This is a genomic window from Sphaerisporangium sp. NPDC004334 (assembly GCF_053602655.1).
Genome location: NZ_JBSGDZ010000010.1, coordinates 62,893 through 89,164, shown reverse-complemented (window position 1 = coordinate 89,164; position 26,272 = coordinate 62,893). Strand labels below are relative to the sequence as shown.

The window sequence follows — 26,272 nt, the reverse complement described above, 5'->3', positions numbered from 1 at the left end:
CCGCGCCACCCGGCCGCCGCTCCATGGTGATCCGCGTCGGCACCTACAACGTGCGCTCCATGTACGACGACAACGCCGCTCTGGCGCGGGTCGTCAGGGCCATGGCGCCCGACGTCCTGTGCGTCCAGGAGGCCCCCCGCCTGCTGCGATGGCGCCGCAGGCGGGCGTGGCTGGCCCGCGCCGCCGGCCTGCGCATCGTCACCGGGCGGCGCTGGGGCGGGGTGGCCGTGATGGCCGGCCCCGGCACGCGGGCCGTCCACGCCGAGAGCCACCTGCTGCGGCCGTTCGCCGGGCTCGAACGGCGCGGGGTCGCCATCGCGGTGGTCGAGCGCGACGGCGTGGCGCTCACCGTCGCCTCGGTCCACCTGGACCTGCGCGCCGCCGCCCGGCTCTGCCACGCGGTGGAGATCATGGGCTTGGCCCAGGACGTCTCCCGCCGCTTCGGCGCGCCGCTGGTGCTCGCCGGCGACGTCAACGAGCAGCCCGGGGGGCCCACCTGGGACTACCTGACCCGCACGCTGGCCGACTGCTACCCCTTGGCGCCCCGGGGCGATGGGCTGACCTTCACCGCCCGGCGGCCGGGCAAGCGCCTGGACGCCGTGCTGGCCGCGCCCGGCGTCGCCGTGCGCTCGTGCGGGGGCGTGGACGCCGCCGCCGCCGATCTGCGGGCGGCCACCGACCACCTGCCCGTCCTGGCCGAGCTCCTCGCGGTCCCGCCCGGCGGCGAACCCTGGCGGGATGACCGCGCGCCACCCCGGCCCGGTGGCGAACGCCGGGGGATGACCGCGCCGCCGTGGCCCGGGGGCGGGGGTCGCGGGGGCTTGGCGGTGTGATCGCGTCGACGGGCGGACTGTGTTCAGGTGACCGTTTGGTCAACACTCGGGTAGCTTCCGCGCGCGGGATGGCGGGAGACGTACGATTTGGTCATGTCCCGCCGCCTGCCGAGGCGTGCGTTGCCGTTGTGCGTGCTGCTGACCGGAGTGCTGACCGGTGCGCTCGTCCGCACCATGCCCGCGGCCCACGCGCACGCCGAACCGCCCCGCCCGCGTGCCGCCGAGCGCGGGCCGGTCGGCATGTTCCAGGAGTCGGCCACCGCGCGGCTCCAGAGCGACGGCTCGCTGTCCGACGTGGCAGGGCTGTCCAAGACCGACATCTGGGCCGTCGGCCAGGAGGACGTCTGGGAGGCCTGGCAGAACCGCGGCGTCATCACCCACTGGGACGGTGCCGCCTGGACCGAGGTGGGCATCCGCAACGACGCCTCCAGCGCCGGTCACCTGAGGTCGGTGGCCGCGGCCACGCCGCGCGAGATCTGGGCGGTCGGCGAGGGCCACGACGGCCTGCCCTACGTGGTGCGCGGCGACGGCTCGGTGTTCGACCGCGTGAGCGTGCCGCAGCTCGGCACGGGCGACTGGCTCGGCGGTGTGGACGCCGTCCCGGGCCGCATGGTCGCCGTGGGCGGACGCGGCGGCCAGCCGCTGATCGCCACCTCCACGGCCAAGGGCTGGACCACCGTCAAGGGCAAGAGCAAGGGCATGCTGTACGGGGTCGCGCTGACCCGCAAGGGCGACGGCTGGGCGGTCGGCGACGGCGGGTCCCAGCCGCTGGTCATGCGGCTGTCGGACGGCGCGTGGAAGACCGTCCCCACACCCTCGATCGCCGGCGGCTACCTGCGCGACGTCTCCATGGAAGGGCCGAAGAAGGCCGTCGCCGTGGGCGGGGTCTACCACGACGGCGGCAAGATCTCCCCGCTGATCCTCGAGTGGAACGGCAAGCGCTGGCGGCGGGCCGAGGCGCCCGACCGCTACGCCGAGCTCTACGGCGTCACCGGCGACGGCAAGGGCCACTTCTGGGTGTCGGGGTTCGACCCCGCGCACCCGGGCGAGGCCTATCTGCTGCGCGGTGGGTCCGGCTGGCGGGTCGTCCGCGGCGAGGAGTCCGCCCGGCCGCGCACGATTCGCCTGCAGGCGGTCACCCACGTCGGCGACCTCACCATGGCCGTCGGGCACGTCGTGGACGCGGCCGACCGCTACACCGACGTGATCGAGCGCTTCCAGCCCGCGGAGGCCAAGAGCGACGCCGCCGCGCCGGCCCGCACCAACGGTGCTCCCACGGCGCGGTGACCGGCGCCGCGCGGCACCACCTGGCAGGGGCCGCTCAGATGACCGCGCCGTCGTCCCAGCCGGAGTCGGGCGGTGAGCCGTCGCCCATGCGGACGATCAGCGCGACGAAGCCGCCGATGAACGCCGAGATGGCGGCGAAGATGATCCACCCCTCCATCGGCCACGACAGGAGCGCGGCCAGCAGGAGATAGGCCGGGCCGCCGAAGAGCGCCAGCCAGGCGATCTTGGTGCCGGAGTCCATCTTCGGCAGCGGGGGAGGGGGCGGGGGAACGTAATGGTCGCCGTCGTCGTCCTCGGCGACGGCGTCGTCCCGCTCGTCCTCACGAACCTCCGCGGGGACCTCGGCCTTCACCGCCTGGGGGACCTCGTCGACGGGGACGTTCTCACGATCCGGCCACGGCTGCGCGCCCGAGGTCGGTTCGGCGGTCTCGTTGAAGGAGGCGACGATCTGACGCCAGACCTCGTCCTCATCGCTCTGTGGCGTCACCGGTCACTTCGATTCGTTCCAATGCTCATGGGCGCGCTCGCTGGATTGCTCGTGCTGCTGACCGTTGCTCGGTGGGTGGCTCCTGGATCGCATCGCTCGGGGCCGCCGCCACGTCTCGCCGCCTGACGCGGGCCGGGGCAGGGGGCCGGATCAGTCTCTCTGCAAGGGTACCGACGCGTGGGCCCTGATGAAGTCCAGGCTCCCCTCGAATATCAGAGGCGCATCGTTGTCCAGTGTGGCGACGTGGTAACTGTCGGCGCATTCGCGCACGGTCAGGTTCGCGCCGAGCACTTTGCGCAACAACTCGACACTGGCCGGCTTCACCACGTGGTCCTCAGGGCTGTGGTAGACCAGCACCGGCTGGGTGACGCGGCCGAGCTCCGACTGCACCAGCGACCACAGCTTGGGCAGCGTGGCCGCCGCCCTGACCGGCGTGCGGGTGTAGCCCAGCTCGGTCACCCCCTCGCGCTTGATGTCGTTGGCCACCCCGGCGACCGAGGACACCACGAACTTCAGCACCGGGGCCAGCTTCAGCAGGGGCACGTCGTTGACGATGGAGGGGTTGACCACCACCACGCCCCGCACGGCCCGGCCGTGGACCTCCGCCAGCCGCAGCGCCATGCACCCGCCCATGGACAGCCCCATGACGAACACCTCGGCGCAGCGGCCCCTGAGGTTCTCGAAGGCCCGCTCCAGCTCGGCGTACCAGTCTTCCCACCGCGTGCGGTTCATCTCCTGCCAGGTCGTCCCGTGCCCGGGAAGGCGGGGCAGCGAGACGGTCAGGCCGGCCGCCGCCAGGTGCTTCGCCCATGGGCGAAGCGACTGCGGCGTCCCGGTGAAGCCGTGGCAGAGCAGCACCCCGACCTCGCCACCCTCGTGCTCGTACGGCTCGGAACCGGGCATGAGCGGCATGATGGTTCCCTCCTGGTGCGGCTCGCCTGATCGTCGCATGTTCGGGGCCCGCCCGCGAGATCCGCGAGCCAGGGTGTCGCGGACGGCGCACGGCGAGGTGTAGGTGGTGTGCCGTGGGCATGCGAAGATGACGCCACGCCTGTGAGACGGGCGTGTCGCGACCGCGTGAGCCGGAGAAGGAGTGCCCGAGTGTTCTACTGGGTGGTGAAGGCCATTCTCGCTCCGTTCCTTCATCTGGTGTTCCGCCCCTGGTCGGAGGGCACCGACCACGTCCCCAAAGAGGGTCCGGTCATCCTCGCGGGCAACCACCTGTCCTTCGCCGACCACTTCTTCGGCGCCCTCCCGCTTCCCCGCAAGGTCATCTCGCTCGGCAAGGCCGAGTACTTCACCGGACGCGGCGTGAAGGGGCTGATGAGCCGGGCGTTCTTCACCGGCGTCGGCACGGTGCCCATCGACCGCTCCGGCGGCAAGGCCAGCGAGGCCGCGCTGCGCACGGGGCTGCGCGTCCTGCGCGAGGGCCACATCCTCGGCATCTACCCCGAGGGCACCCGCTCGCCGGACGGCCGCCTCTACAAGGGCAAGACCGGCGTGGCCCGCCTGGCACTGGAGTCGCGCGTGCCGGTGATCCCCTGGGCGATGGTCAACACCTTCGAGATGATGCCCACCGGCCGGCCGTTCCCCAAGCTCGGCATCCGCCCGGGCGTGAGGTACGGCAAGCCGCTGGACTTCTCCCGCTACTACGGCATGGAGGAGGACCGCCTGGTCCTGCGCGCCGTCACCGACGAGATCATGTACGCGCTCATGGAGCTGTCGGGCCAGGAGTACGTCGACAAGTACGCCGCCAGCGCCAAGGTCGAGATGGCCCGCGCCGCCAGGAAGTCCGGCTCCACCCCGGCCCCCTGAGGACCGCCACGCCCGCCGGCCGCTCACCGCGGCTTCCGGGGCGCCCGGCGGGGGTCACGTCTCGCCGGAGTGCCGCTGCCGGGCGGCGGCCACCGCGACCTGGCCGAGGCTGATCCCCCCGTCGTTGGGCGGCACCCGGCGGTGCGTCAGCACCGTGAACCCGTGGTCCTCCAGCAGGGCGCACGCCCGCTCCAGCAGCAGCACGTTCTGGAACACGCCGCCGGACAGCGCCACCGCCGTCAGCCCGGTGTCCTCGCGCACCCGCAGGCAGCCGGAGAGGATCAGCCGGGCGAGGCCGTTGTGGAACCGCGCGGAGACCACCGGGGCCGCCACCCCGGCCAGCACGTCCGCAAGCGCCGCCTCGACCAGGTCGCGTCCCTCCGCCGCGAAGCCGCCGGACGGTTCCGGTACCTCCGCCAGGGCGGGATCGCCCGTCGGCGCGAGGGCGGTCGTGGGCGCGAGGGCGCGCGCCGGCGTGGCGGCGTGCGCCGGCGCGGGAGCGCGCGGTGATGCCGGAGCCCGCGCCGGTGCGGGGGCGGTGAGCAGGCGGCAGGGGTAGGCGCCGCGTTCGCGGGGATCGGCGAGCTGTTCCAGCTCGACGGCGGCCTGTCCCTCGTAGGTCACCGCGTCGCGGCCGGTGACGATCGCCGCCACCGCGTCGAACAGCCGCCCCGCGCTCGAGGTCAGCGGTGCGTTCACCCCGTGCCCCGCCATGGTCACCACGGCGTCCCACAGTGCCGCGTTGCGCGCCCGGACGCCGAGCGAGCGCGGCGCGCCCCCGCCGAGGTAGGCCGCGGCCATCCGCCAGGGCTGCCGGACCGCCGCGGCGCCCCCGGGCAGCGGCACCGCCGCCAGATGGCCGGCCCGCCGGAACCCGGCCAGGCCGGCGACCAGGAACTCCCCGCCCCACAGCGTGCCGTCCGCGCCGTACCCCAGGCCGTCGAAGGCCACCCCGATCACCGGCCCCTCCGCGCCGTTGTCGGCCAGGCACGAGGCGATGTGCGCGTGATGGTGCTGCACGCCCACCCGCTCGGCGTCCTCGCGGTCCAGCGCGTACTTGGTGGACAGGTACTCCGGGTGCAGGTCGTGCGCCACCACCGCGGGACGGATGCCGAACAGCCGCTCGAAGTGGCGCACGCCCTCGACGAACGACCGCAGAGTCTCGTAGTTCTCCAGGTCGCCGATGTGGTGCGACATGAACGCCCGGCCGCCCTCGGCCAGGCAGAAGGTGTGCTTCAGCTCGGCGCCGCACCCGAGCACCGGCCGGCGCGGTCCCCGGGCGAGCGGCAGCGGGGAGGGGACGTGGCCGCGCGACCGGCGGAGCGGCAGCTCCCGGCCGCGGAATACCCTGACGACCGAGTCGTCCGTGCGCGTGTGGATGGGCCGGTCGTGGGTCAGGAAGGCGTCGGCGATGCCGCGCAGGCGCTCGAACGCCGCCTCGTCGGTGTAGGCGATCGGCTCGTCGGACAGGTTGCCGCTGGTCAGCACGATCGGCTCGGGGAAGCGGCGCAGCAGCAGGTGGTGCAGCGGGGAGTAGGGGAGCATCACGCCGAGCGAGCGGGCTCCCGGGGCGACGGCGGGGACGAGCGCCGCGTCCGGGCGGCGGCCGAGCAGCACGATGGGCCGCTGCCGGCCGGTCAGCAGCCGTTCCTCCTCCGGGCCGACGTCGCACAGCCGCCGCGCCGCGTCCAGGTCGGCCGCCATGAGCGCGAACGGCCGGTCCTCGCGGCGTTTGCGGGCGCGCAGCTCGGCCACCGCCCGCCCGTCGCCGGCCCGCACCGCCAGGTGGTACCCGCCGATGCCCTTGACGGCCAGCACCAGCCCGCGCCGCAGCAGGGTCGCGGCCCGGGCGAAGGGGTCGCCCGGGATCTCGCGGGACGCGGCGTCCACCAGCCGCAGGCGGGGGCCGCACGCCGGGCAGCACACCGGCTGGGCGTGGAAGCGCCGGCTCGCCGGGTCGTGGTACTCCGCGGCGCACGCCTCGCACATCGGGAAGGACGCCATCGTGGTGCCCGCGCGGTCGTAGGGCGAGGACAGCACGATCGTGAACCGCGGGCCGCAGGCGGTGCAGTTGACGAACGGGTAGCCGAACCGGCGGTCGGCCGGGTCGGCCAGCTCGCGCAGGCAATCGTCGCAGGTGGCGACATCGGGCGAGATCAGGGCGCGGCCCCGCCCGGCGCCGGTGCTCGGGACGATGCCGAACCCCGGCTCGCCGGTGGCCGGGATCTCGCGCGAGGTGACCCGGTCGACCACCGCCAGCGGCGGCGGCCGCTCGCGCACCGCGCGCACGAACGCGGCGACGGCGCCCGAGGCGCCCTCCACCTCGATGAACACGCCGCGCTCGTCGTTGCCGACCATTCCGCGCAGGCCGAGATCGGTGGCGAGCCGGTGGACGAAGGGGCGGAATCCCACCCCCTGGACGACACCGTCGACACGGACCTCGGCGCGGACACAGGACCTCACATGATCAGTCTCGGCCTCGTCGACCGGCTGATCAACGAACCTCGGCGGCCATGTCGGACGGCGGCGCGGCGGACCGGGAGACGTGCTCGCGCGCCCGGTCCAGCAGGCGGGCCATGGCGAGGGAGTCATCCAGCGGCATGATCGCACTTTCGGTGCGGCCCTCGGCGAGCGCGTCGCGGACCTCCCTGATCTCGCCCGCGTAGCCGTTGTCGGACTCGGCGATGAGGTGCTCCTCGGGCTCGCGGGACGGGCCGTGCAGCAGCATGCGCCGGGTGGCGTAGAACGGCGCCTCCAGCTCGGCGCGCATCAGGGTGCCGGTCACCGTGGCCGCGTTGGACAGCGGGCTGAGCAGCGAGGTGTCCAGCAGCGCCCGCGCCCCGCCGTTCCACGACAGCAGCAGCCCCGCCTCCGCGTCGACCCCGCCGGCCGACAGCGAACCGGTGACGTCCATGGCGTCGGGCTCGCCCAGCAGCAGCTGCGCCAGCCCCATCGGATAGATGCCGAGGTCGAGCAGGGCCCCGCCGCCGAGCGCCGGATCCCACAGCCGGTGCGCCGGGTCGTAGGGCAGCGGGAACCCGAACGACGCGGCCACCGAGCGCGGCGTGCCCAGCGCGCCCTCGCCGATCATGCGGTGCAGCCGCTGGACCAGCGGGTTGAACCGCATCCACATGGCCTCCATCAGGAAGACCCCGGCGTCGCGGGCGAGCTTGACCATGCGCTCGGCCTCGGCGGCGTTCAGCGCGAGCGGCTTCTCGCACAGCACGGCCTTGCCCGCGGCGATGGCCAGCTCGGCCACCGGCAGGTGGTGCGAGTGCGGCGTCGCCACGTACACGACGTCGACGTCCGGGTCGAGCACCAGCTCGGCGTGCGAGCCGTACGCGCGCGGCGCGCCCAGTTCGGCGGCGAGCGCGGACGCCCGGCCGAGGTCGCGCGACCCGACGGCGGCGACGCGCATGCCGGGTTCGGCGGCGATCACCTTCCCGACGGTGCGCGCGATTCCGCCGGTGGCGGCGATACCCCATGACAGCACGATGTTCCTCCTTGGTGTGATCCGCGCCGCACGCCTCACGGCGTGCCGGCGGTCTGGTGCGGTGGTCGGTGGTCGGTGGTCCTGTGGCGGGCGGGCGGCGGGGCGCCTGGAACACCTCGCCGGTCGGTGGCGGCTCGTCCGGTGGGCGCACGGGCGCCAATGGCCGGCGGTCATCGGAACGTGCCGGCACGGCGTGCGCCAGGTCTCGTACGTCTATCACACGCGCGAACTCCGGCGGCCCGCCGCCGGGGAGACGCGGGGGTGCGGCGGCGCCGTGGAAACGGCGGGTTCGCGCCCCATCCTCCGCTGATCGCGGGGGTGCGCGGGCGGGGGACGAGGCGGGAAAAGATCGTGATCAACGGGTATGTATCGTGCTTGTGCACACTTTCAGTGATCAATGATCGGGGACGGTTCATGAGCGGTTCGGCTTCGGAGAGCGGCCCTCCAAAGAGGGAGGACGGAGCGGAGCCCGGCTCCCGGGTGCGGGCGCCGGGCGTGGTGGTGGCGGTGCTGGCGTTCTGCGGCATCGTCGTGTCGCTGATGCAGACCATCGTCGTGCCGCTCATCCCCGACCTGCCGCGCCTCGTGCACACCTCCGCGGCCAACGCCTCGTGGATCATCACCGCCACGCTGCTCGCCGCGGCGGTCTGCAACCCGGTCAGCGGCAGGCTCGGCGACCTGTACGGCAAGCGGCGCGTCATGCTCGCCAGCCTGCTGCTGATGATCATCGGATCCGTCGTCTGCGCGCTGTCGGAGGGGCTCATCCCGGTGGTCGCCGGGCGGGTGCTCCAGGGGTGCGCCATCGGGGTGATCCCGCTCGGCATCAGCATCATGCGGGACGAACTGCCGCCCGAGCGGCTCCCCTCGGCGATGGCGCTGATGAGCGCCACCCTCGGCGTGGGCGGCGCCATCGGCCTGCCGCTCGCCGCCTTCATCGCCCAGCACGCCGACTGGCACGCGCTGTTCTGGATGGCCGCCGCGGCCGGGGCGGTCAACCTGCTGCTGGTCGCGCTGATCGTCCCGGAGTCGCCGCTACGTGCCGCCGGCACGTTCGACGTCCCGGGCGCCATCGGCCTGACGGTGGGCCTGGTCTGCCTGCTGCTGGCCATCACCAAGGGCGGCGACTGGGGGTGGACGAGCGCCCCGACCCTCGGGTTGTTCGGCGCCGCCGTGGCGGTCCTGCTCGCCTGGGGCCTGATGGAGCTGCGCCTGCGCGCGCCGCTGGTCGACCTGCGCACCACCGCGCGCCGCCCCGTCCTGCTGACCAACCTGGCCTCGGTGGTCGTCGGCTTCGCGCTGTTCGCGATGTCGCTGGTGCTGCCCACGCTGCTGCAGAGCCCTCCCGCGACCGGGTACGGGCTCGGGCTGTCGCTGGTCGAGGCGGGGCTGTGCCTGGCGCCCGGCGGCCTGGTGATGATGCTCCTCTCGCCGGTGTCCGCGCGGGTGTCGCGGCGGTGGGGGCCGAAGGTCGCCCTGATGGCCGGCACACTGGTGATCGCCGCCGGGTACGCGGCCACGCTGGGCCTGATGCGCTCGGCGTGGGAGGTCGTGATCGGCGGGTCGGTGATCGCGGCCGGGGTCGGCCTGGCCTACGCCGCGATGCCGGCGCTGATCATGAGCTCGGTGCCGGCGTCGGAGACCGCCGCCGCCAACGGGCTGAACGCGCTGATGCGCTCGATCGGCACCTCGGCCTCGAGCGCGGTTACCAGCGTCGTGCTGGCCCACATGACCCTGGCGGCGGCCGGCCCGTACACGCTGCCCTCCCTGCGCGGCCTCCAGGTCGCCCTGCTGATCGCCTGCGGGGTGTCCCTCCTGGGCGCCGCGATCACCTACTTCATCCCCGGACGGCCACGCCCCGGCCGCCCCGGCGGCGACCCGGTGACCGGCTCCCTCGCCCGCTCCACCGGCTGAGCCCCCAGGCTCGTGCCGCGTCGCGGTGACCGGCGTCCCGGATGAAAGCTTCATGCACGACCAGCGCATCCGGGCGCGGGGAGCGAGGGTCCCTTCTCGGGGCGCGCCAGGCGTTCGATGCTCGCAGGGAGAGGTCGTCGCCGTCGTGCATCGCTGGAGGGATCGGATGGGACTCCGCGCACCATGTTCATGGGGTAGGTGGGCGGCTTCGGCCGTCGCGTCGCTCGCCCTCGCTCTGACCGCCGTCTCCGGGGCGTACGCCGCCGCCCCGGCGAGCCCGGCGTCCGGCTCGGGCGCCGCGTCCGCCGCGCGGGCCGCCGCCGACACCACGCCGCCGTCGAAGCCGACCGGTCTTCACGAGCCCTGCTCCTCCGACACCTTGTACGTGCTCTTCTGCTGGACGCCGTCCACCGACGACGTCGGGGTCGTCGCCTACGACGTCTACCGGCAGGGGGACACCGGGTACGTCCAGGTCGGGACGTCCTCGTTTCCGGCCTTCGGCGATAACGACGTGGTCATCGGGAGGACCTACACCTACATCGTGATCGCCAGGGACGCGGCGGGCAACCAGAGTGTGCCCTCCGACCCGTTCGTGGCCCTCGCCCGCGGCGGGCTCCCCTCGCCGACGGCCACCCCGAGCCACACCCCGACGCCGCCGAGCCTCGCGTGCGACGTGACCTACGAGTTCGTCGCGTGGCGAACGGGCCAGAACGCCTGGATCACGCTCAAGAACACCGGCACGGCCCCGATCGACGGCTGGACGCTGTCCATCAGGTGGCAGGAGCCCGCTCCGCGCCTCACTTCGGGCCACTCGGCGGTGTGGAGCCGCACCGACTCCTTCTTCACCGCCCGCAACCTGGCCTGGAACAAGGTCATCGCGCCCGGCGGATCGGTGCGGCTCGGCTTCACCGCCGCGCACACCGGCGCCACCCCCGTCCCCCTCTACTACGGCGTGAACGGCGTCTACTGCTCCTCCACCTACGGCCCGCGCCGATAGCCGGGCGGCGCAGAGCGGCGCGGTCAGGTCGCCGGTGCGCCGGGGATCCAGGAGGTGCCGGCCAGGGGGACGCGGGCCATCGCCGCCGCCTCCACCGTGAGGGCGACCAGGTCGTCGGTGCCGAGCTGGTGGACCGACGACTTGCCGCAGGCGCGGGCGAGCATCGTGGTCTCGGTGGCCAGCGCGCGCAGGAAGTTGGCCACCCGCTCGGCCCCGAAGTCGGGGTCGAGCCGGTCGGCGAGCATGTCGTCCTGGGTGGCGATGCCCACCGGGCAGCCGCCGGTGTGGCAGGCCGTGCACGAGCCGGGCACGGTGCCGAGCGCCCGGTAGCCGAGGCTGACGTCGGCTCCGGTGTCGTCGGAGGGGGAGTTGCAGCCGAGCGCGATGAGCGCGGCCACCCCGATCGACACGGCGTCCGCGCCGAGGGCCAGCGCCTTGGCCACGTCGGCGCCGCTGCGCACGCCGCCGGAGATGATGAGCTGGACCCGGCCCTCCATCTCCATCGCGCGCAGCGTGTCGGCCGCCATGCGCGTCGCCGCCAGCGTCGGGACGCCGGTGTGCTCGATGAACACGTCCGCGGCGGCCCCCGTGCCGCCCTGCATGCCGTCCACCACGATCACGTCCGCGCCCGCCTCGACCGCGAGCCGGACGTCCGAGGCCACCCGCGCCGCGCCGATCTTGACGTACACCGGGATGCGCCAGGAGGTGACCTCGCGCAGCTCCTCGATCTTCACGCGCAGACCCTCGGGCCCGTACCAGTCGGGGTGGCGGCTCGCCGAGCGCTGGTCCACGCCCTCGGGCAGGTCGCGCATGAACGCCACGGGGGTGGTGACCTTCTGGCCGAGGAGCATCCCGCCCCCGCCCGGCACGGCCCCCTGGCCGAGGACGATCTCGACGGCGTCGGCCGAGCGCAGGTGGTCGGGGTCGAAGCCGTACCGCGAGGGGAGGCACTGGTAGACCAGCGTCTTGGCGGCGCCGCGCTCGACCGGGGCCATGCCGCCCTCGCCGGTCGTCGCCGAGGTCCCGGTCATGCCGGCCGCCCGCCCGAGCGCCTCCTTGGCCGCGGACGACAGGGCGCCGAACGACATCCCGGCGATCGTGATGGGGATGTCCAGGACGACGGGCTCCTCGGCGTGCCGGGTGCCGAGGATGGTGCGGGTGTCGCAGCGTTCCCGGTGCCCCTCGGGCAGGCCGGAGGACAGGCCGGCCGGCAGCAGCAGCAGGTCGTCGAAGCTCGGCACGGCGCGCCTGGCGCCCCAGCCGCGCACCGCGCCGCCGCCGAGCCTGGCGCGCTCCTGGATCTGCGCGATCACCTCGGGGGAGAAGGTGTGGCTCATCCTGTCCTCGGCGTAGGTCGATGGGTGGAGATCCCCCGCGTTCATCAGCGGGGGACAGGCGGCTAGTAGGCCCCGTGGTCGTCGTGACGGGCGTGCATCTGGTACATGCGGCGGGCCGAGACGACCTTGGTCACCTGGGAGGGCGTGACATGGTCGAACCCGCATCCGTCCGCGAGGACCTTCACGAACGTCGCGTCGTGCTCGTCGAGCTCTTCGATGACCGCTCCGTCGCCGAGCCCGGCGATCTTCCCGTTGACGTAGACGACCGCCTCGAACAGCGAGTCCCCGAGGCACGGGCCGGCGTTCCCGCCGACCAGGATCACCCCGGACTGGGCGAGGTGCCCGCAGTAGGCGCCCGCGTCGCCGCCGATCGCCAGCGTGCCGCCCTTGAGGGAGATGCCCGCGTGAGAGGCGCAGGAGCCGTCCACCACCACGACCCCGCCGCGCGCGGAGGCCGCCGTACTGCGCCCGGCCGAGCCGCGCACGTGGACGTCGCCCGACATGAGGTTCTCGCCGGCGCCGCCGCCGGCGGAGCCGTTGACGGTGACGCGCGCCTGCTTGCCGAGCCCGCCGGCGTAGAAGCCCGCGGGCCCGTCGATCTCGACGTGGACCGGGGCGTCAAGCCCCACCGCCAGGTTGTGCCGCCCGCCGGGGTTGGCCACGACGGCCCGTCCGCACGGGAGGGCCTGCAGCGACCGGTTGATCTCGCGGGTGGTCATCGCGGCGGCGTCAAGGCTCAGCCCGGCCCCCGGCGGAGCCCCTTGCCCTCCGGCCCGCTGGTCGGGCGGATGCGGCGGGGACGTCATCGCGCCTCCTGTTGACAGCCGTGCATCGGTGCCTGTCAGGAGTGAACCGTGACAATGTTGCCGCCGTGATGCTCGCGGATGACCACAGTGTTACCGGCGGGCCACTATCTTCTTCCGCGCCGCCCGGGTCCGGCGGAGAACGCGATGACCAGCCCTTTCCTGCCCGCCGGATTGCCCGTCCTGCGGGCCGGTCAGCCGAGTTCGGCCTTGATTCGGCGGATGTGCTCGGGGGTCGTGCGGCAGCAGCCGCCGATGAAGGCCGCGCCCGCGGCGCGCCACTCGCGGGCGGCGGCCCCGAACTCCAGGGGGTCGGCGATCCCCGTCCAGCGGCGGTTCTCCGCGTCCCATCCCTCGCCGGAGTTGGGGTACACCACGATCGGCGAGCCGCTGATGTGGCCCATCAGGCTCTTGACGTCGCCCGGCGAGGTGCAGTTGACCCCGACGGCCACCACTTGGGGGTTGCCGGCGAACAGCGCGGCGCAGTCGGCCAGGTTCGTGCCGTCGCCGACGTGGTCGCCGTCCGGGCACGAAAAGCTCACCCAGGCGTTGACGTTCGGGGTCTCGCGGAGCAGGCGGGCGATGGCGCGCGCCTCGGCGTAGGACGGGATGGTCTCGCAGGCCAGCAGGTCGGCGCCGCTCTCGGCCAGCACCTCCCAGCGGGGGCGGTGCCACTCGACCAGGGCGTCCTCGTCCAGGTCGTAGTCGCCGGTGTACTCGGCGCCGTTGGCCAGGTAGGCGCCGTACGGGCCGACGCTGGCCGCGATCATGCCGCCGCCCGCCTCGTCCCGGGCCTCGATCGCGAGCTCGACGGAGAGCTGGATGAGCGCGCGGGCCTCGGCCGGGAGCCTGCCGCGCCGGACGAAGGCGGGGAAGCTCGCCTGATAGCTCGCCGTCGTCGCCACGTCGGCGCCGGCGGCGAAGTAGTCGAGGTGCGCCCGGCGGATGACCGAGGGGTCCTCCAGCAGGAGCCTGGCCGACCACAGCTCGTCGCGCAGGTCGCAGCCGAGGGCCTCCAGGTGCGTGGCGAGACCGCCGTCCAGGATCACAACATCGCTCGCATCAGGCTTAAAACTCACGCATATACCCTATGACCCATCAGAACGGGTGTCGGTCGCGCCCGGGCGCCGAGGGGGCGCCGGTGCCGGTACCGTGCGGAGCGCGGGGAACGGCCCGCCGGCGCGTAACGGCGCTCCGGCGGCGGCCGATGGCAGGGGAGCCGGGCGGCGCAGGCGGACGGGGGGTGGGCGCGTGCTCGTGGTCCACGGGGCATGGACCGGTCGCGGCCTGGCGCTATGGGCGGAGGACACCTCCGCGTCCTCCCCGCCCGCCGAGCGGGCCGTCACCGCGCGGGGACGGCCCGCCTCCTCCCCGCCTGCCGAGCGGCCCGCTCCCGCGCGCGGACGGCCCGGCGCCGGGCGGCCGCACCCCTGCGCCACGCCCTCCGCGACCCTCGCCGCCGCCCTCGGCCTGGTCGTCACCACCCCCCTGCCCGCCACGGCCGCCAAAGACGGCGTCCCCCGGGTGACCGGGGCCGCGCCGGGCCGGTGGGCGAGCGAGACCGACGGGCGCGCGGCCGCGAACGCCGCCACCGGCGGGGCGATGACCCTGTCACTCCCCGGGACGGCCCGGGCGCCGCTGCCCTCTCCCGAGTCCGGGCTGCAGACCACCGCGCGCGCCCCCAAGATCTCGTCCTGGCAGGTTCCCGCCCTGTTCCTGCCGCCGGCCGCGGCGCTCCGCCTGCTCGGCACGCTGTCCGGCGCGCACGACGCCGCCCCGCCCGCTTCGGACGCGCACGACGCCGGCGCGCCCGCCTCCGGCGGCCCCGAGTGGGGGGCGGGAGGATCACTGCGCTACCTCGCCGTCGTGGCCGAGCACGCCCGGGCGCTCGTGCGGCGCGGCAGGGTGCTGCCCCAGCTGCTCGCCGAGGGCGGCGGCTACGCCGCCCGCTGGCTGCCCGTCCTGACCGGCGCGGACGCCGCCGCCTTCCGCGAGCTGGCCGCCGCCATGCCGCCGGTGGTCCGCGCGGCCGGCGGCGAACACCCCGCGGCCGAGGTCCTGCGCGACGCCCTCGCGGCCCTGGCCGACGGCGCCGTCCGGCTGTCGCTGCCGGACAGGCTGCTGCGCGGCAACCGCCCCGGTCCCGCGGGCGCGCTGCCCGAGCGGTGGCTGTCGGCCCTCACCACCCCCGATGCCGCCGTCCCCGGCGCCGGCGGCCCCGAGGCCGAGGCGCTCGCCGGCGCGCTCGCCGACTGGCACGCCTCGGCCCGGCAACTGGACGGGCCGATCCGCGTCTGCTTCCGCCTCATCGAGCCGCGCCGCGACCCGGCGGCGCCGGAGGAGGGCGGCCGGCACGGCCCCGAGCAGGGGAACCGCTTCCAGCGGGAGAACGGCTCCGAGCGGGGCGACGGGCCGGGGCAGGGGGGCGAGGAGGACCACAGCGGAGGGGACCAGGACGCCTGGGAACTGGAGTTCGCGCTTCAGTCGGTCGACGACCCGAGCCTGTACGTGCCTGCGGGCATGCTGTGGCGGGGCGAGCGCGTCCCCGGGCTGCCCAGACGCCCCGACGAGGTCCTGCTCGCCGGGCTCGGCCGGGCCGTGCGGCTGTGCCCCGAACTGCACACGGCCCTGCGCGACCCCCGGCCGTCCGGCATGGTGGTGGACACCGCGTGGGCGTTCGGCTTCCTGCGCCGGTCCGCGCCGCTGCTCCAGGCCGCCGGGTACGGCGTCAGCCTCCCCGCGTGGGCCGGGCGCAAGGGGCTGGGCCTGCGGCTGACCACCCGTTCCCGCACGGCCACGCCGTCGCGCGCGGCGGCCGGCCAGGGGTTCGGCCTCGGCGAGCTGGTCGACTTCAAGGTCGATCTCGCCGTCGGCGATCACACCATCAGCGAGGAGGAGCTGGAGGAGCTGGCCCGGCTGAAGGTCCCGCTCGTCCGCGTGCGCGGCCAGTGGGTCGAGCTGGACGACCGCCAGCTCAAGGCCGCCCTGTCGGTGCTGGAGCGGCGCAGGTCGGGGCAGATGACCGTCGCCGAGGTGATTCAGGAGGTCGTCGGCGGCGGCGAGGAGGAGCTGCCCCTGATCGGCGTGGACGCCGACGGCCCGCTGGGGGACCTGCTGTCCGGCGAGGCCGAGCGGCGGCTGTCGGCCCTGGCCACCCCTCAGACCTTCAACGGCAGCCTGCGCCCCTACCAGGAACGCGGCCTGTCATGGCTGAGCTTCCTGTCCGGCCTGGGCCTCGGCGGCATCCTGGCCGACGACATGGGATTGGGCAAGACCGCCCAAACCCTGTCGTTGTTGCTGGAGGAGCGCGCCTCCGGCGGGGCGGTGGCGCCGACGTTGCTGGTGTGCCCGATGTCGCTGGTGAGCAACTGGCACAAGGAGGCAGAGCGGTTCGCGCCCTCGCTGCGCGTGTACGTCCATCACGGCGGCACCCGCAAGCGCGACGAGGAGCTGGCCGAGACGGTGCGAGAGGCCGACCTGGTCCTCACCACCTACGGCACGGCGCTGCGCGACGCGGCGGTCCTGGCCGCGTTCACCTGGGGCAGGGTGGTCTGCGACGAGGCCCAGGCGATCAAGAACAGCGCCGCCCGGCAGGCCCAGGCCGTGCGCTCCATCCCGGCGCGCACCAGGCTCGCGCTGACCGGCACCCCGGTGGAGAACCACCTGGCCGAGCTGTGGTCGATCATGGAGTTCTGCAATCCCGGCCTGCTCGGCCCGGCCAAGCGGTTCCGCGACCGCTACCAGGAGCCCATCGAGGCGCGCGGAGACCAGGACGCCGCGCGCGCGCTCAAGCGCGCCACCGGCCCGTTCGTGCTGCGGCGCCTCAAGACCGACAAGACGATCATCTCCGACCTGCCGGAGAAGCTGGAGATGAAGGTGTGGTGCACGCTCACGCCCGAGCAGGCCAGCCTCTACCAGGCCGTCGTCAACGACATGCTCGCCCGCATCGACGACAGCGAGGGCATCGAGCGGCGCGGCAACGTCCTGGCGACCATGACCCGCCTCAAGCAGGTGTGCAACCACCCCGCCCACCTGCTCAAGGACGGCTCCCGGCTCGCCGGGCGCTCGGGCAAGCTCGCGCGGCTGGAGGAGCTGGCCGAGGAGATCGTCGAGGAGGGGGACAAGGCGCTGGTCTTCACCCAGTACGCCGAGTTCGGGTCGCTGCTCCAGCCCTACCTCGCCTCCCATCTCGACCGGCCCGTGCTGTGGTTGCACGGCGGGCTGCCCAAGAAGAGACGCGACGAGCTGGTTGAGCGCTTCCAGAACGACGAGGAGCCCATGGTCTTCCTGCTGTCGCTCAAGGCGGCGGGCACCGGGCTGAACCTCACCGCGGCCAACCACGTGATCCACGTGGACCGCTGGTGGAACCCCGCCGTCGAGGACCAGGCCACCGACCGGGCGTTCCGCATCGGCCAGACCAGGAACGTCCAGGTCAGGAAGTTCATCTGCGTGGGCACCCTCGAAGAGCGCATCGACGAGATGATCGAGCGCAAGAAAGCCCTCGCCGAGACCGTCGTCGGCGCCGGCGAAGACTGGATCACCGACCTGTCCACCGAGCAACTGCGCGAGCTGTTCCGCCTGAGCCCGGAGGCGGTGAGCTGAGATGCCGGTGTCCCCGAGGTCCGGCCCGAAGGCGGTGAGCTGAGATGCCCCTGGGCAAGGACGGCTGGTTCGAGGCCGCCGCGCCGATCAAGGTGGAGGGCGGCATCCAGGCGCGCAGCAGGCGCGGCTCGATCGGCGAGCAGTGGTGGTCGCGCAGGTTCATCGACATCCTCGAGCGCGTCTGCGACGCCGGACGGCTCAGCCGAGGACGCGCCTACGCGAGGAAGGGCCAGGTGCTGTCCATCGACCTGGCGGCCGGGCGGGTCGAGGCGGCGGTCCAGGGGTCGCGGCCGGCCCCCTACCACGTCTCGATCCGCATCCCCGCCTACGGCGCGGACGCCTGGGCCGCCGTCCAGGACGCCCTGGCCGGGCAGGCGCTGTACCGCGCGAAGCTCCTGGCGGGCGAGATGCCCCCCGAGATCGTCGAGGTGTTCGACGACCTCGGGCTGCCGCTGTTCCCGTCCGGCGCCGCCGAGCTGGACATGGACTGCTCGTGCCCCGACTGGGGGTCGCCGTGCAAGCACCTGTCCGCCGTGCTCTACCTGCTCGGCGAGGCGTTCGACCAGGACCCGTTCCTGGTGCTCGCCTGGCGGGGACGGGCCAAGGAGCCGCTGCTGGACGCCCTGCGGGGGACGCCGGACGAGGAGGAGGAGCCGCAGGACCCGCTGCACGTGGACGACGTCCCGTTCGCCGAGCGCACCGGCGACTTCTACGCGCCCTCGGTGCCGCTCGGCCGCCTGCGCCCCCGCCCCGGCGGGGCCGCCGCGCCGCCGGAGCTGCTGCTGCGCGCCCTGGAGCCGCCCGCCGTGAAGGTACGCCACATCCCTCTGCTGGACATCCTCCGCCCCGCCTACCGCCGGCTCGGCGACCCCGGCTGACGCCTGCCCTCCGCGCGGAGGGGGCCCCGCAGGACCACGGCGATCTCGGCGTAAGCGCGGGACCGGCCCACGCTCTCGCTTGTGCTCGAAGCCTGAGCCCGCGATCTCCGCGTGAGCGCGGGACCGGCGCCGGCCACGGCGAGTCACCGCCGGGGCGGCGCCGGACCGCCGGGCCGCCGGGCCGCTTCGTCAGGAGCGCTTCCAGAAGGACGCGCGCTGGGCGCGGGGCCGGCCCGCGGCGGACCCGGTGGTGCCGGCCGAGGTGCCGTCGCCGCTCAGGGCGGTCAGCCGTTCGACGGCGCGGCGCCACAGGGCGTCGACGTCGGCGGCCGGGTCGCCCTCGCAGGCCGACAGGTCGCGGGCCAGCGCCGACAGCTCGTTCTCCCCGCCCACGTAGGCCGCCAGCGCGGCCAGGCGGCTGCCCAGGTCGGCCAGGTAGCGCCTGCGCTCGGGCGCGGCGAGCGCCTCCTGCTCGCGCAGCCGTGCCAGCTCGGCGGCCAGTTGCGGCCGGACGATGTCCAGCGAGTGCGGGACCGGCGGCGCGGGGGGCGCCATCCTCGGGCTCGACGGCCGCGCGAACATCGGGCCGCGCGGCGCGCCCGACGGGACGGCGAACGGCCCCCCTCCGAACGCCGCGTCGCCCACCGGCGCACCGGCCGCGCCCGGAGCCGGGCCGCCGCCCGCCATGAGCGTGCCCTCCCCGCCCATGACGCTGAAGACGGCGGGCGCGGCGGCGGCCATCGGCGCGGCGGCGATGGGCGCGGCGAAGCCGGGCGCCTCCCAGCCGCTGGGCAGCTCCACCGGCTGCACCACCTGGTGCCGCGGCCCGCCTTCGGCCACCACCCGCGTGTCCACGGCCACGAACGCGGTGAACCGGCACAGCACGCCGTGCCGCAGCGAGGCGGCGACGATGTCGTGCTCCAGGGCGTGCTCGCCGACCGCGTAGCGGTCCTCCAGCCGGCGCAGGTGGGCCCGCGCCCAGATGGCCCGCGGCGCGTCCCCCTCGGCGGGCCGGCCCTCCAGCCGCTGCTCCCACGGGCCGCCGTCCTCGCGCAGGCCGTGGACGGTCAGCGCCCCGCGGGAGGCGCCCCGGTAGCGCCCGTAGACGGTGAGCGGCACGCCTGAGTACAGCGAACCCAGATGGGTCACGCCGCCCGCCACCACCTCCAGCCCCTCGGCCTTCAGCGACAGGCCGGTGACCAGCGGAGATCCGATGCGGCGGTGGATGTGCTCCATTGCCTCGTCGAGACGGTCCTCCGACTCCACCAGCTCGCAGCGGCCCGCGCCGAGCCCGGCCAGCCGGCCGAGGAACCCGGCGTTCACCGCCCGGTCGATGCCCACGGTGTGCACGCGCACGGCCGCCAGCCGCGAGCCGAGGCGTTCCAGGATCTGGTCCTCGTTGCCGACCTGCCCGTCGGTGACCAGGACGAGCACCCGTTCCCTGCCGGGATCCTCCAGCAGGCCGAGCGCCTCCTCCATCGGCTGCAGCATCTCGGTGCCGCCCCGCGCCTCCAGCCGGGCCAGGTGCTCGACGGCCCGGTAGCGGTTGCGGTCGCTCGCCGGGACCAGGCCCGCGGAAAGGCCCAGGGGACGCTCGACGACGCTGTCGAAGGACAGGACGGCGAACCGGTCGGCGGAGGACAGGGTGTCGACGATGCGCGCCGCGGCCCGCCGCGCGGCGACCATCTTCCACCCGGTCATGCTGCCCGAGCGGTCCAGCAGCAGCGCCACGTCCCTCGGCCCGCGCCGGGCGTCGGTCCGCGCGGGCGGGAGCACGGTCAGCACGAACGTGCCGTCCCCGTCTGCCTCCCCGTCGATCTCGGCGTCGACGCCGTCGGCTCCGGTCCGGTCGGCGGGCGCCGGTCCGCGGGTCTCGCCGTCGGGGACGAGGGTCAGGGCGCTGGAGGCGTCGAACGACAGGCGCAGGACGAAGTCACGGTCGAGGCGCTCGCCGGGCAGCAGTCGCACGACGCCCTCCTCCTGGGAGACGACGTGCAGGCTGGAGCGCATCTCGGTCAGGTCGAGCCCGGCGGGGTCGACGCGGGCCGTCAGCGCCAGCCGCACCGGGTTCGGGAAGCCCGGCAGCAGCACCGGCGGGGTGATCCGGGAGGCGTCCGGGACGGCGTCGGTGTCGTCGGACACGCCGTCCCCGGCGGCGAGGTCGTCCAGCGGCGTGCCCGGGATGTAACGGGGCGCCACGACCAGCGGGAAGCGGAAGGTCGCCGCGCCGTCCTCGTACGGGAGCGGCTGGCTGAGCGTCAGCCGCACCGTCACCCGCTCGCCGGGGACGATGTTGCCGACCCGCATGGTGAAGACGTCCGGGCGCTCCTCCTCGGCGATGGCGGCGCGCTGCCCTCGCGCGATGGCGCGGTCGTAGTCCTGGCGGGCCTGGCCGCGCTCCTTGAGCACTCCCTCCACCACCCGGTCGTCGGCCTCCATGCGGAAGGCCGTCACCGCGGCGCGGTCGGGCAGTGGGAAGATGTAGGTCGCCTCCAGGGGCACGTCATGCGGGTTGCGAAAACCCTGCGTGACCTCGACGCCGCAGGTCAGCGCGGTGATGTTCGCCTCGACCTCGACGCTCTCCAGGGGCAGGTTCCCCTTGCCGGTGCTCAGCGCCCCGAGCCCCGCGTCGGGCGCCGGGGCGTACTCGCCGGGCTTCAAGGATGTGATCTGCACAGTCATGATGACGACCTTTCGGGCGGAGACTGGTCGAGGCCGGCGGCCGGGGCGGCATGCCCGGGGACGCCGGAAGGCAGGAGGCCGCGGTCGTGCAGCAGGGCGAGCAGCGGTGCGGCGGCCTCCCGCAGCGCGGCGATGTCGACGGGGGCGGGAGGCCGCCCTTCGAGCAGGAGCGTGACCCCGGGCGCCAGCCGCACGCCGTGCACCAGGTCATCGGCGGGCGCGGCGGCGGGAACGACGCCCGGCCACCGGCCCGCCGGACGGGGCAGGGCCTGCTCGGGAGCGAAAGGCGCCGCGAGGAAGTCCGGCGGCGTGGCCTGCCCTCCTGGCATGCCCGGCGCCGGACCCTCGGGCGCCACCGGCGGCCCCCCGTTCGCCGCCTGCGGACTCCCGCCGCTCGGCACCGGCGACCCCGTCCCGCCCGCGGTCGCCGGCGTGCCGGTCCCGCCTTCCGCGGCCGGCGTGCTCCTCCCGCTTCCCGTCGCGAGGACGGTGGCGACGCGCCCGTGGGCCGGAGCCGCGGCCGGGTCCGTCGCGGGCGTGCGAGTTCCCGTGGCGGCCGGGCGGGCCGCCCAGAAGCGCGGCCGGGCGCGGGGGGAGCCGGACGGCGGGCCTCCGGCCGGGTCCTCGGCCGGGTCCTCGGCGGGGTCCTCGGCCGGATCGCCGGTCGGCTCAACGGCCGGGTCGCCGGTCGTGCTGGGCCGGGGCGCGGCGGGAACCGGCCGGCCGGCCGCGTCGACGATCTGCTCCAGCGCCGTGTCGGTCGCGCCGGCCAGCTCGGCCTGGATGTCGGCGATGGACCGGCCCTCGGCCTGCAGGCGCTTGACGGCGACCAGTTGGAGCAGGTGACGCCTGCCGTACAGCGCGACCCGGCCACGGCGGGTGAGCGGCGGGTCGAGCAGGCCGATCGTGGTGTACCAGCGGATGAGCCGCTCGTTGGGCACGTCTCTGACCCGGCCGTTGGGCCGCTGCGGCGAGGACGGCAGCAGGTGCGCCGCGTGCTCCGCCAGCTCGCCGATCGTCCAGGTGTCATTCATGCTTCCATGCTGACACTGCAACTATGACACTGTCAATGTTTAGTGCTTCGCGAGACGGGTTAGGGCGTTCTAGGTAGCCAGGTAGAAGGCCGTCGATCATTCTTGAGGGGAAGATGCTTCATGGCCCAGATCACCAGCCCGCTCCCGGGCGACAAGCAGAAGATCGCGGGCGATGCGCTGCAGGGAGCTCTCATCGACCTGCTCGACCTCTCGCTCGTGGGCAAGCAGGCGCACTGGAACCTGATAGGCCGCAACTTCCGTTCGCTGCACCTGCAGCTGGACGAGATCGTGGCCATAGCGCGGACCGGCGCCGACAGCGCGGCCGAGCGGGCGGTCGCCCTGGGCGTCAACCCGGACGGCCGCGCGGCGACCGTCGCCCGCGACACCCAGATCAGACAGTTCGACACCGGATACATCGAGGACGGCAAGGTGGTCGCCGCGTTCACCGACCTCCTCGGCGAGATGATCGCCCGGATGCGCGAGCGCATCGCCGCGACCGAGGAGCCGGACCCGGTCACCCAGGACCTCCTCATCCAGATCACCGAGGGCCTCGAGAAGCAGCACTGGATGATCCAGGCCCAGCGCTGACCCGGCCGGGCTCGCGGCGGCGGCGTGAGCACCCCGGCCCGGCTCGCGGCGGCGGCCGCAGGGGCCCCTGGCCCGGCTCACAGCAGCCGCCAGGCGAGGTGGGCGACGGGCGGGCCGGCGCACAGGAGGGCGCGGAGGGCGTCCCAGCGCGCGGCGCCGGCTCTTGCGCCGCGCACCAGGCCCACCTCGACGAGGGCACGGGCCCAGGCGTCCTCGTCCGCGCCGGCCGCCCGCTCAAGAACGTCGAGCGCCGTCCGCCCTGCCGCGGATCCGGGACGACCCGGGTTGTCTGGCGGCGGCGAAGATTCCGGGATCACCGGAAATGTCGGACGCAATGGCGCTTGCTGGCCGGGCGTGTCCGACGTGGCGGGGCGGTCGCGGGGGAGTGGCGGGCCGTCCAGTTCGCGGGCGAGCAAGGACAGCAGATGCGGCCAGCGGATGGCGAGCACCGCCAGCTTCGCGACCTCCTCGTCGGTCGCCTTCGCCGCCCCGGCCAGGGCGCGCCGGTAGGTCACGAAGGAGTAGAACCGGAAGACGTTCACATACCGCTTGAGCTCCCGGGGGTTGCTCAGCGTGAGGACGGGCAGCACCCGCGCGATCGCGGCGTAGGCGTTCTCGTCGCTGTAGAGGTCGTCGTAGACCCGGTCCGCCGCCAGGCGCGTCGCGGCCGAAAGCCCGCCGATGGCGTCGCCGTCCGCCGCGCCCACCTGCTCCTGCGCGTCACGCGCGACGATGTCCAGGTCGCCGGCCGTCGGACCCATCGCCCTGATCGCCGCCTCGACGCGGTCCACCAGCCCCGGGTCGGCCCTGACCTCCGGCTCGGCCCTTCCGGACAGGCGCACCCCCCTTCCGCCGCTCCGGGGGCCGCGGGCGGGGTGCGTGGAGCGCGATGGGCCCGCGGCCGGCGCGCCGTCCCCGGGGCTCAGGTACGGGCGCGTGGTGTGCCGTGGGCTTGGGGCGGTTCCGCCGTCCCGGGTGGCCGTATGCGGGGTGAGCGGTGGGCCCGCGGCCGGTTCGGGTGCCGGCGGGTGTTCCGGGCCGGGGGGAGGGCCGGAGCGCCGGTCGCCCGGGGGGCTCGCGGGCGGGGCGGGCACTTCCAGCAGGGCGCGCAGGTAGGCGGGCAGCCGTTCGCCGTCGTCGAGCATGGGGACGCTCAGCGGAAGCTGCACGATCTTCTCCAGGAAGCGCCACCCGAGACCGGAACGCTCCTCGGCGGAGGCGGGGAGGGAGCGGGCGAGGTCCCGGTAGGCCACCTCGACATGCGCGGCCACGACCTCCGGCTCCATGGCCAGGACGAACACGCAGTTGGGGAACTCCCCGGCGAGGAACAGGTTGACCGCCTCGATCACCTGGGCCACCGTCCCCGGCGAGCAGCGGTCCAGGTCGTCCACGAACACCAGCAGCGGGCGCTCCTCGGTGGCGACCATGCCGAGCACCCGCCGCATGTCGGTCTGCACCAGGTGCAGGAACCCGGTCCTGGCCCGGTACCCGGGGTCGGGCGACGGCTCCGAGCCCGCGCCGGGCCCGCCGCCGAGCAGGTCGGGCTGGCGGACGAGCCGGGTGAACGCGGTGTCGGCCGACTCGCCCATGAAACGCGCGAGCCGCACCCCGGCGGCGATCAGGACGAGGAACGAGCCGCCCGACCCGACGGCCGCGGCCGTCCCGCGCAGCAGTGAGCCGGCCGCGGGCACCAGGGCAGACGCGGCGAGCGAGGCGCCGGTGACCAGCAGCGTCGCCAGGAACGCGAGGGCGACCGGGAGCAGGCGGGTCGCGGCCAGCCGGTAGGCCCGGCGGCGCACCTCCTCCCTGTCGACCCGGGCGAGGTTGAGCGCCAGCCAGAAGCGCTCACGCTCGCCGCGCGGGAGCCGGCAGGTGATCTGGCTGATGATCTCGTGGGCCAGACCGGCCCACACCTGCTCGCCGCTCTGGTACATCCACGGGTTGAACCAGACGGTCGGCCGCCAGTCGGCGTGCCGCAGGGGAAGCTCGCCGGGGACCGCGTACTCCGGGCCCCCGGACTCGGCCCCCCTGGCACGCGAGAGCACCTCCGCATTGGTCACCCGCCCCGCCGAGCCACCCGCCCTCTCGCCCCTCGACCCGCGCCCGCCCCACCCCCGGCCGCGTGCGTGACCGGGGCGGCCGCGGCGTCCTGGTCCGCGGGGAGGGAGGTCCACCGCCGGGGTGGCGAGGTGGATCGCGGCGGGGCGGTCCTCGGCCGCGCCCGGGTCGAGCAGGTCCTGCACCATGCGCATCAGCGACGTCTTGCCCGCGCCCCACGGCCCCTTGACGCCGATGGTCAGCGGCGGCCGCGTCTCCGGGTGGCGGACGAACGCCGCGATCGCCTCGGCGTGCACCCGATGGCCGAGCCGGTCCCGCAGGGTCCACCGGTCGCCGGTCAGCCGGGCACGAGGCTGGACGGCGCGCCGTGCGGCCCGCCATCGGCGCAGCCCCGCCGAGACCCGTGCCAGCTCCCGCGCGTCCGGCCGGCCGGCGAGGGCGGGACGCACCGCCGGATCGGCGAACGGCGTGTCCTCGCCCAGCAGTCCCCACGCGGCCAGCTCCCCGAGCGCGTGCGCTTCGCGCGTGCCGGCGGGGGCGTCCTCCATGAGCAGGGCCGCCGTCTCGGGCGTGAGCGGCTCGTCCTCGGTGAGGAGGGTCGCCCGGCGCAGCAGCAGCCTCGCCGGTTCGCTCAGGTGCACGTCGTAGACGCGGCCGACCAGCTCGCGGGCGGAGGCGGGGGCGACCGTGTCGCCGGTGGCCGTCAGGCGGGCGAGCGTCGCGGCGAAGGCGGGGCCGAGGTCGCCGGCGGGCCGCCGGGCGCGGGCGACCTCGATCAACTCGCCCTCGCCGTAGGTGAGCAGGTACGGCCGCCGGTCGGCGCCGAGGTCGGCGCAGCGCTCGTCGGCGTACCGGTACAGGTCGCCGACGGACACGGCGCCGTCCCGGTCAAGGTCGGCCTCGCCGGACAGGATGCCGTCGGCCAGGATCGCCGTGAGCGACACCGCGCCGCCGGGACGCTCGCCGGGCATGGTCGCGCTGGTGGTGAGCGCGGCGGCCGCGGCGACCGGCTCGCCACGGACGTGCAGGCGGGTCACCGTCTCGTGCGGGTGTCCGGGCCCGGCCGTGACCAGCCAGCCGAAGTCGACGATCAGGAGCAGCGCCGCCCCGTCGGAACGCTCGACGCGGCGCGCGAACTCCCCCATCAGCGCGCCGAACTCGCCCGGACCCCACCCCGACTCGGTGGACCAGCGGACCAGGAGGAGGTCCCCCGGCTCGACGGCGTCCAGGAACGCGCCCACCCTGGTGTGGTCGTCCGCGTCGCACTCGGCGGTCTGGACGGCGTACCCCTCGCCGGTGAGGGCGTGGACGAGCCGGCGGTCGGCCGCGCCGCCCGCCCTCGCCGAGCCCCGGCCGTCGCGGTCGAGGAAGACCAGCGCCTTGCGGTTCCCGATTTTCGGGGCGGGCGGCGCTAGAACGGTCGTCGTGGTCATCGGCTGCTCCCATGGCCGGGCGGCGGGTCCAACG

Annotated in this window: 18 protein-coding genes; 8 read left to right on the top strand and 10 right to left on the bottom strand. The window is 74.8% G+C overall.

What is annotated here, in order from left to right; translation table 11 throughout:
* Positions 1-23: 23 nt before the first annotated feature.
* Together ACWEN6_RS14675 and ACWEN6_RS14670 are read left to right on the top strand one after the other, a co-directional pair.
* Positions 24-833 (top strand): endonuclease/exonuclease/phosphatase family protein, encoded by an 810-nt coding sequence (locus ACWEN6_RS14675; protein ID WP_452570659.1) that lies wholly within the window; start codon positions 24-26, stop codon positions 831-833.
* A gap of 93 nt (positions 834-926) precedes the next feature.
* Complete coding sequence (locus ACWEN6_RS14670) at positions 927-2,120, top strand: hypothetical protein (RefSeq protein WP_452570658.1); 1,194 nt, start codon at positions 927-929, stop codon at positions 2,118-2,120.
* 34 nt (positions 2,121-2,154) lie between these two features.
* Here ACWEN6_RS14670 and ACWEN6_RS14665 read toward each other — a convergent pair whose 3' ends face one another.
* Together ACWEN6_RS14665 and ACWEN6_RS14660 are read right to left on the bottom strand one after the other, a co-directional pair.
* Entirely contained in the window at positions 2,155-2,607 is a 453-nt protein-coding gene (locus ACWEN6_RS14665; protein WP_452570657.1) for a hypothetical protein, read from the bottom strand.
* Positions 2,608-2,757: 150 nt separating this feature from the next.
* The gene (locus tag ACWEN6_RS14660; protein ID WP_354843383.1) at positions 2,758-3,519 is read right to left on the bottom strand and encodes an alpha/beta hydrolase; all 762 of its coding nucleotides are present in this window, start codon (positions 3,517-3,519) and stop codon (positions 2,758-2,760) included.
* Between the two features lie 189 nt (positions 3,520-3,708).
* On the opposite strand from ACWEN6_RS14660, the gene ACWEN6_RS14655 reads away from it, so the two are divergent.
* Positions 3,709-4,422, top strand: coding sequence for a lysophospholipid acyltransferase family protein (locus ACWEN6_RS14655; RefSeq protein WP_354843380.1), 714 nt, complete (start codon positions 3,709-3,711; stop codon positions 4,420-4,422).
* A 54-nt stretch (positions 4,423-4,476) separates the two neighbouring features.
* Here the strand turns inward: ACWEN6_RS14655 and hypF are convergent, their stop codons facing one another.
* Positions 4,477-6,885 (bottom strand): carbamoyltransferase HypF, encoded by a 2,409-nt coding sequence (hypF, locus tag ACWEN6_RS14650; protein WP_452570656.1) that lies wholly within the window; start codon positions 6,883-6,885, stop codon positions 4,477-4,479.
* A 31-nt stretch (positions 6,886-6,916) separates the two neighbouring features.
* On the bottom strand, positions 6,917-7,915 hold the full coding sequence (locus tag ACWEN6_RS14645) for a Gfo/Idh/MocA family protein (protein WP_452570655.1): 999 nt from the start codon (positions 7,913-7,915) through the stop codon (positions 6,917-6,919).
* Positions 7,916-8,329: 414 nt separating this feature from the next.
* Here ACWEN6_RS14645 and ACWEN6_RS14640 point away from each other — a divergent pair, with 414 nt between their 5' ends.
* Both ACWEN6_RS14640 and ACWEN6_RS14635 read left to right on the top strand, forming a co-directional pair.
* The gene (locus ACWEN6_RS14640) at positions 8,330-9,826 is read left to right on the top strand and encodes an MFS transporter (protein ID WP_452570654.1); all 1,497 of its coding nucleotides are present in this window, start codon (positions 8,330-8,332) and stop codon (positions 9,824-9,826) included.
* Positions 9,827-9,992: 166 nt separating this feature from the next.
* Positions 9,993-10,823 (top strand): cellulose binding domain-containing protein, encoded by an 831-nt coding sequence (locus ACWEN6_RS14635; RefSeq protein ID WP_452570653.1) that lies wholly within the window; start codon positions 9,993-9,995, stop codon positions 10,821-10,823.
* A gap of 23 nt (positions 10,824-10,846) precedes the next feature.
* On the opposite strand, the gene ACWEN6_RS14630 is transcribed toward ACWEN6_RS14635, so the two are convergent.
* From ACWEN6_RS14630 to mmuM, 3 genes are all read right to left on the bottom strand, one after another.
* A complete protein-coding gene (locus ACWEN6_RS14630; protein ID WP_452570652.1) occupies positions 10,847-12,160 on the bottom strand; it encodes an FMN-binding glutamate synthase family protein in 1,314 nt (437 codons plus the stop codon).
* 62 nt (positions 12,161-12,222) lie between these two features.
* Complete coding sequence (locus tag ACWEN6_RS14625; RefSeq protein WP_452570651.1) at positions 12,223-12,966, bottom strand: hypothetical protein; 744 nt, start codon at positions 12,964-12,966, stop codon at positions 12,223-12,225.
* Positions 12,967-13,157: 191 nt separating this feature from the next.
* A complete protein-coding gene (gene mmuM / locus ACWEN6_RS14620; protein ID WP_452570650.1) occupies positions 13,158-14,042 on the bottom strand; it encodes a homocysteine S-methyltransferase in 885 nt (294 codons plus the stop codon).
* 172 nt (positions 14,043-14,214) lie between these two features.
* Between mmuM and ACWEN6_RS14615 the strand changes: the two genes are divergently transcribed.
* Both ACWEN6_RS14615 and ACWEN6_RS14610 read left to right on the top strand, forming a co-directional pair.
* Positions 14,215-17,565 (top strand): SNF2-related protein, encoded by a 3,351-nt coding sequence (locus ACWEN6_RS14615; protein WP_452570649.1) that lies wholly within the window; start codon positions 14,215-14,217, stop codon positions 17,563-17,565.
* 44 nt (positions 17,566-17,609) lie between these two features.
* On the top strand, positions 17,610-18,443 hold the full coding sequence (locus tag ACWEN6_RS14610) for an SWIM zinc finger family protein (RefSeq protein ID WP_452570648.1): 834 nt from the start codon (positions 17,610-17,612) through the stop codon (positions 18,441-18,443).
* Positions 18,444-18,632: 189 nt separating this feature from the next.
* On the opposite strand, the gene ACWEN6_RS14605 is transcribed toward ACWEN6_RS14610, so the two are convergent.
* Complete coding sequence (locus tag ACWEN6_RS14605) at positions 18,633-21,125, bottom strand: VIT domain-containing protein (RefSeq protein WP_452570647.1); 2,493 nt, start codon at positions 21,123-21,125, stop codon at positions 18,633-18,635.
* Entirely contained in the window at positions 21,122-22,159 is a 1,038-nt protein-coding gene (locus tag ACWEN6_RS14600; RefSeq protein WP_452570646.1) for a MerR family transcriptional regulator, read from the bottom strand. The genes ACWEN6_RS14605 and ACWEN6_RS14600 overlap by 4 nt, the downstream gene beginning before the upstream one ends.
* Positions 22,160-22,279: 120 nt before the next feature.
* Here ACWEN6_RS14600 and ACWEN6_RS14595 point away from each other — a divergent pair, with 120 nt between their 5' ends.
* Positions 22,280-22,747, top strand: a complete 468-nt coding sequence (locus ACWEN6_RS14595; protein WP_452570645.1) for a Dps family protein — start codon at positions 22,280-22,282, stop codon at positions 22,745-22,747.
* 77 nt (positions 22,748-22,824) lie between these two features.
* Here ACWEN6_RS14595 and ACWEN6_RS14590 read toward each other — a convergent pair whose 3' ends face one another.
* Positions 22,825-26,238 carry a P-loop NTPase fold protein gene (locus ACWEN6_RS14590; RefSeq protein ID WP_452570644.1) on the bottom strand — a complete coding sequence of 1,138 codons (3,414 nt, stop codon included), beginning with the start codon at positions 26,236-26,238 and terminating at the stop codon, positions 22,825-22,827.
* Between the last annotated feature and the right edge of the window lie 34 nt (positions 26,239-26,272).

Excerpts from the sequence above, each read along its gene's own strand:
- ACWEN6_RS14640 (WP_452570654.1), top strand. The coding sequence starts at position 8,330 with ATGAGCGGTTCGGCTTCGGAGAGCGGCCCTCCAAAGAGGGAGGACGGA.
- ACWEN6_RS14605 (WP_452570647.1), bottom strand. The coding sequence starts at position 21,125 with ATGACTGTGCAGATCACATCCTTGAAGCCCGGCGAGTACGCCCCGGCG.
- ACWEN6_RS14670 (WP_452570658.1), top strand. The coding sequence starts at position 927 with ATGTCCCGCCGCCTGCCGAGGCGTGCGTTGCCGTTGTGCGTGCTGCTG.
- ACWEN6_RS14635 (WP_452570653.1), top strand. The coding sequence starts at position 9,993 with ATGGGACTCCGCGCACCATGTTCATGGGGTAGGTGGGCGGCTTCGGCC.
- ACWEN6_RS14600 (WP_452570646.1), bottom strand. The coding sequence starts at position 22,159 with ATGAATGACACCTGGACGATCGGCGAGCTGGCGGAGCACGCGGCGCAC.
- ACWEN6_RS14660 (WP_354843383.1), bottom strand. The coding sequence starts at position 3,519 with ATGCCGCTCATGCCCGGTTCCGAGCCGTACGAGCACGAGGGTGGCGAG.
- ACWEN6_RS14590 (WP_452570644.1), bottom strand. The coding sequence starts at position 26,238 with ATGACCACGACGACCGTTCTAGCGCCGCCCGCCCCGAAAATCGGGAAC.
- ACWEN6_RS14595 (WP_452570645.1), top strand. The coding sequence starts at position 22,280 with ATGGCCCAGATCACCAGCCCGCTCCCGGGCGACAAGCAGAAGATCGCG.
- ACWEN6_RS14630 (WP_452570652.1), bottom strand. The coding sequence starts at position 12,160 with ATGAGCCACACCTTCTCCCCCGAGGTGATCGCGCAGATCCAGGAGCGC.
- ACWEN6_RS14625 (WP_452570651.1), bottom strand. The coding sequence starts at position 12,966 with ATGACGTCCCCGCCGCATCCGCCCGACCAGCGGGCCGGAGGGCAAGGG.
- ACWEN6_RS14675 (WP_452570659.1), top strand. The coding sequence starts at position 24 with ATGGTGATCCGCGTCGGCACCTACAACGTGCGCTCCATGTACGACGAC.
- ACWEN6_RS14610 (WP_452570648.1), top strand. The coding sequence starts at position 17,610 with ATGCCCCTGGGCAAGGACGGCTGGTTCGAGGCCGCCGCGCCGATCAAG.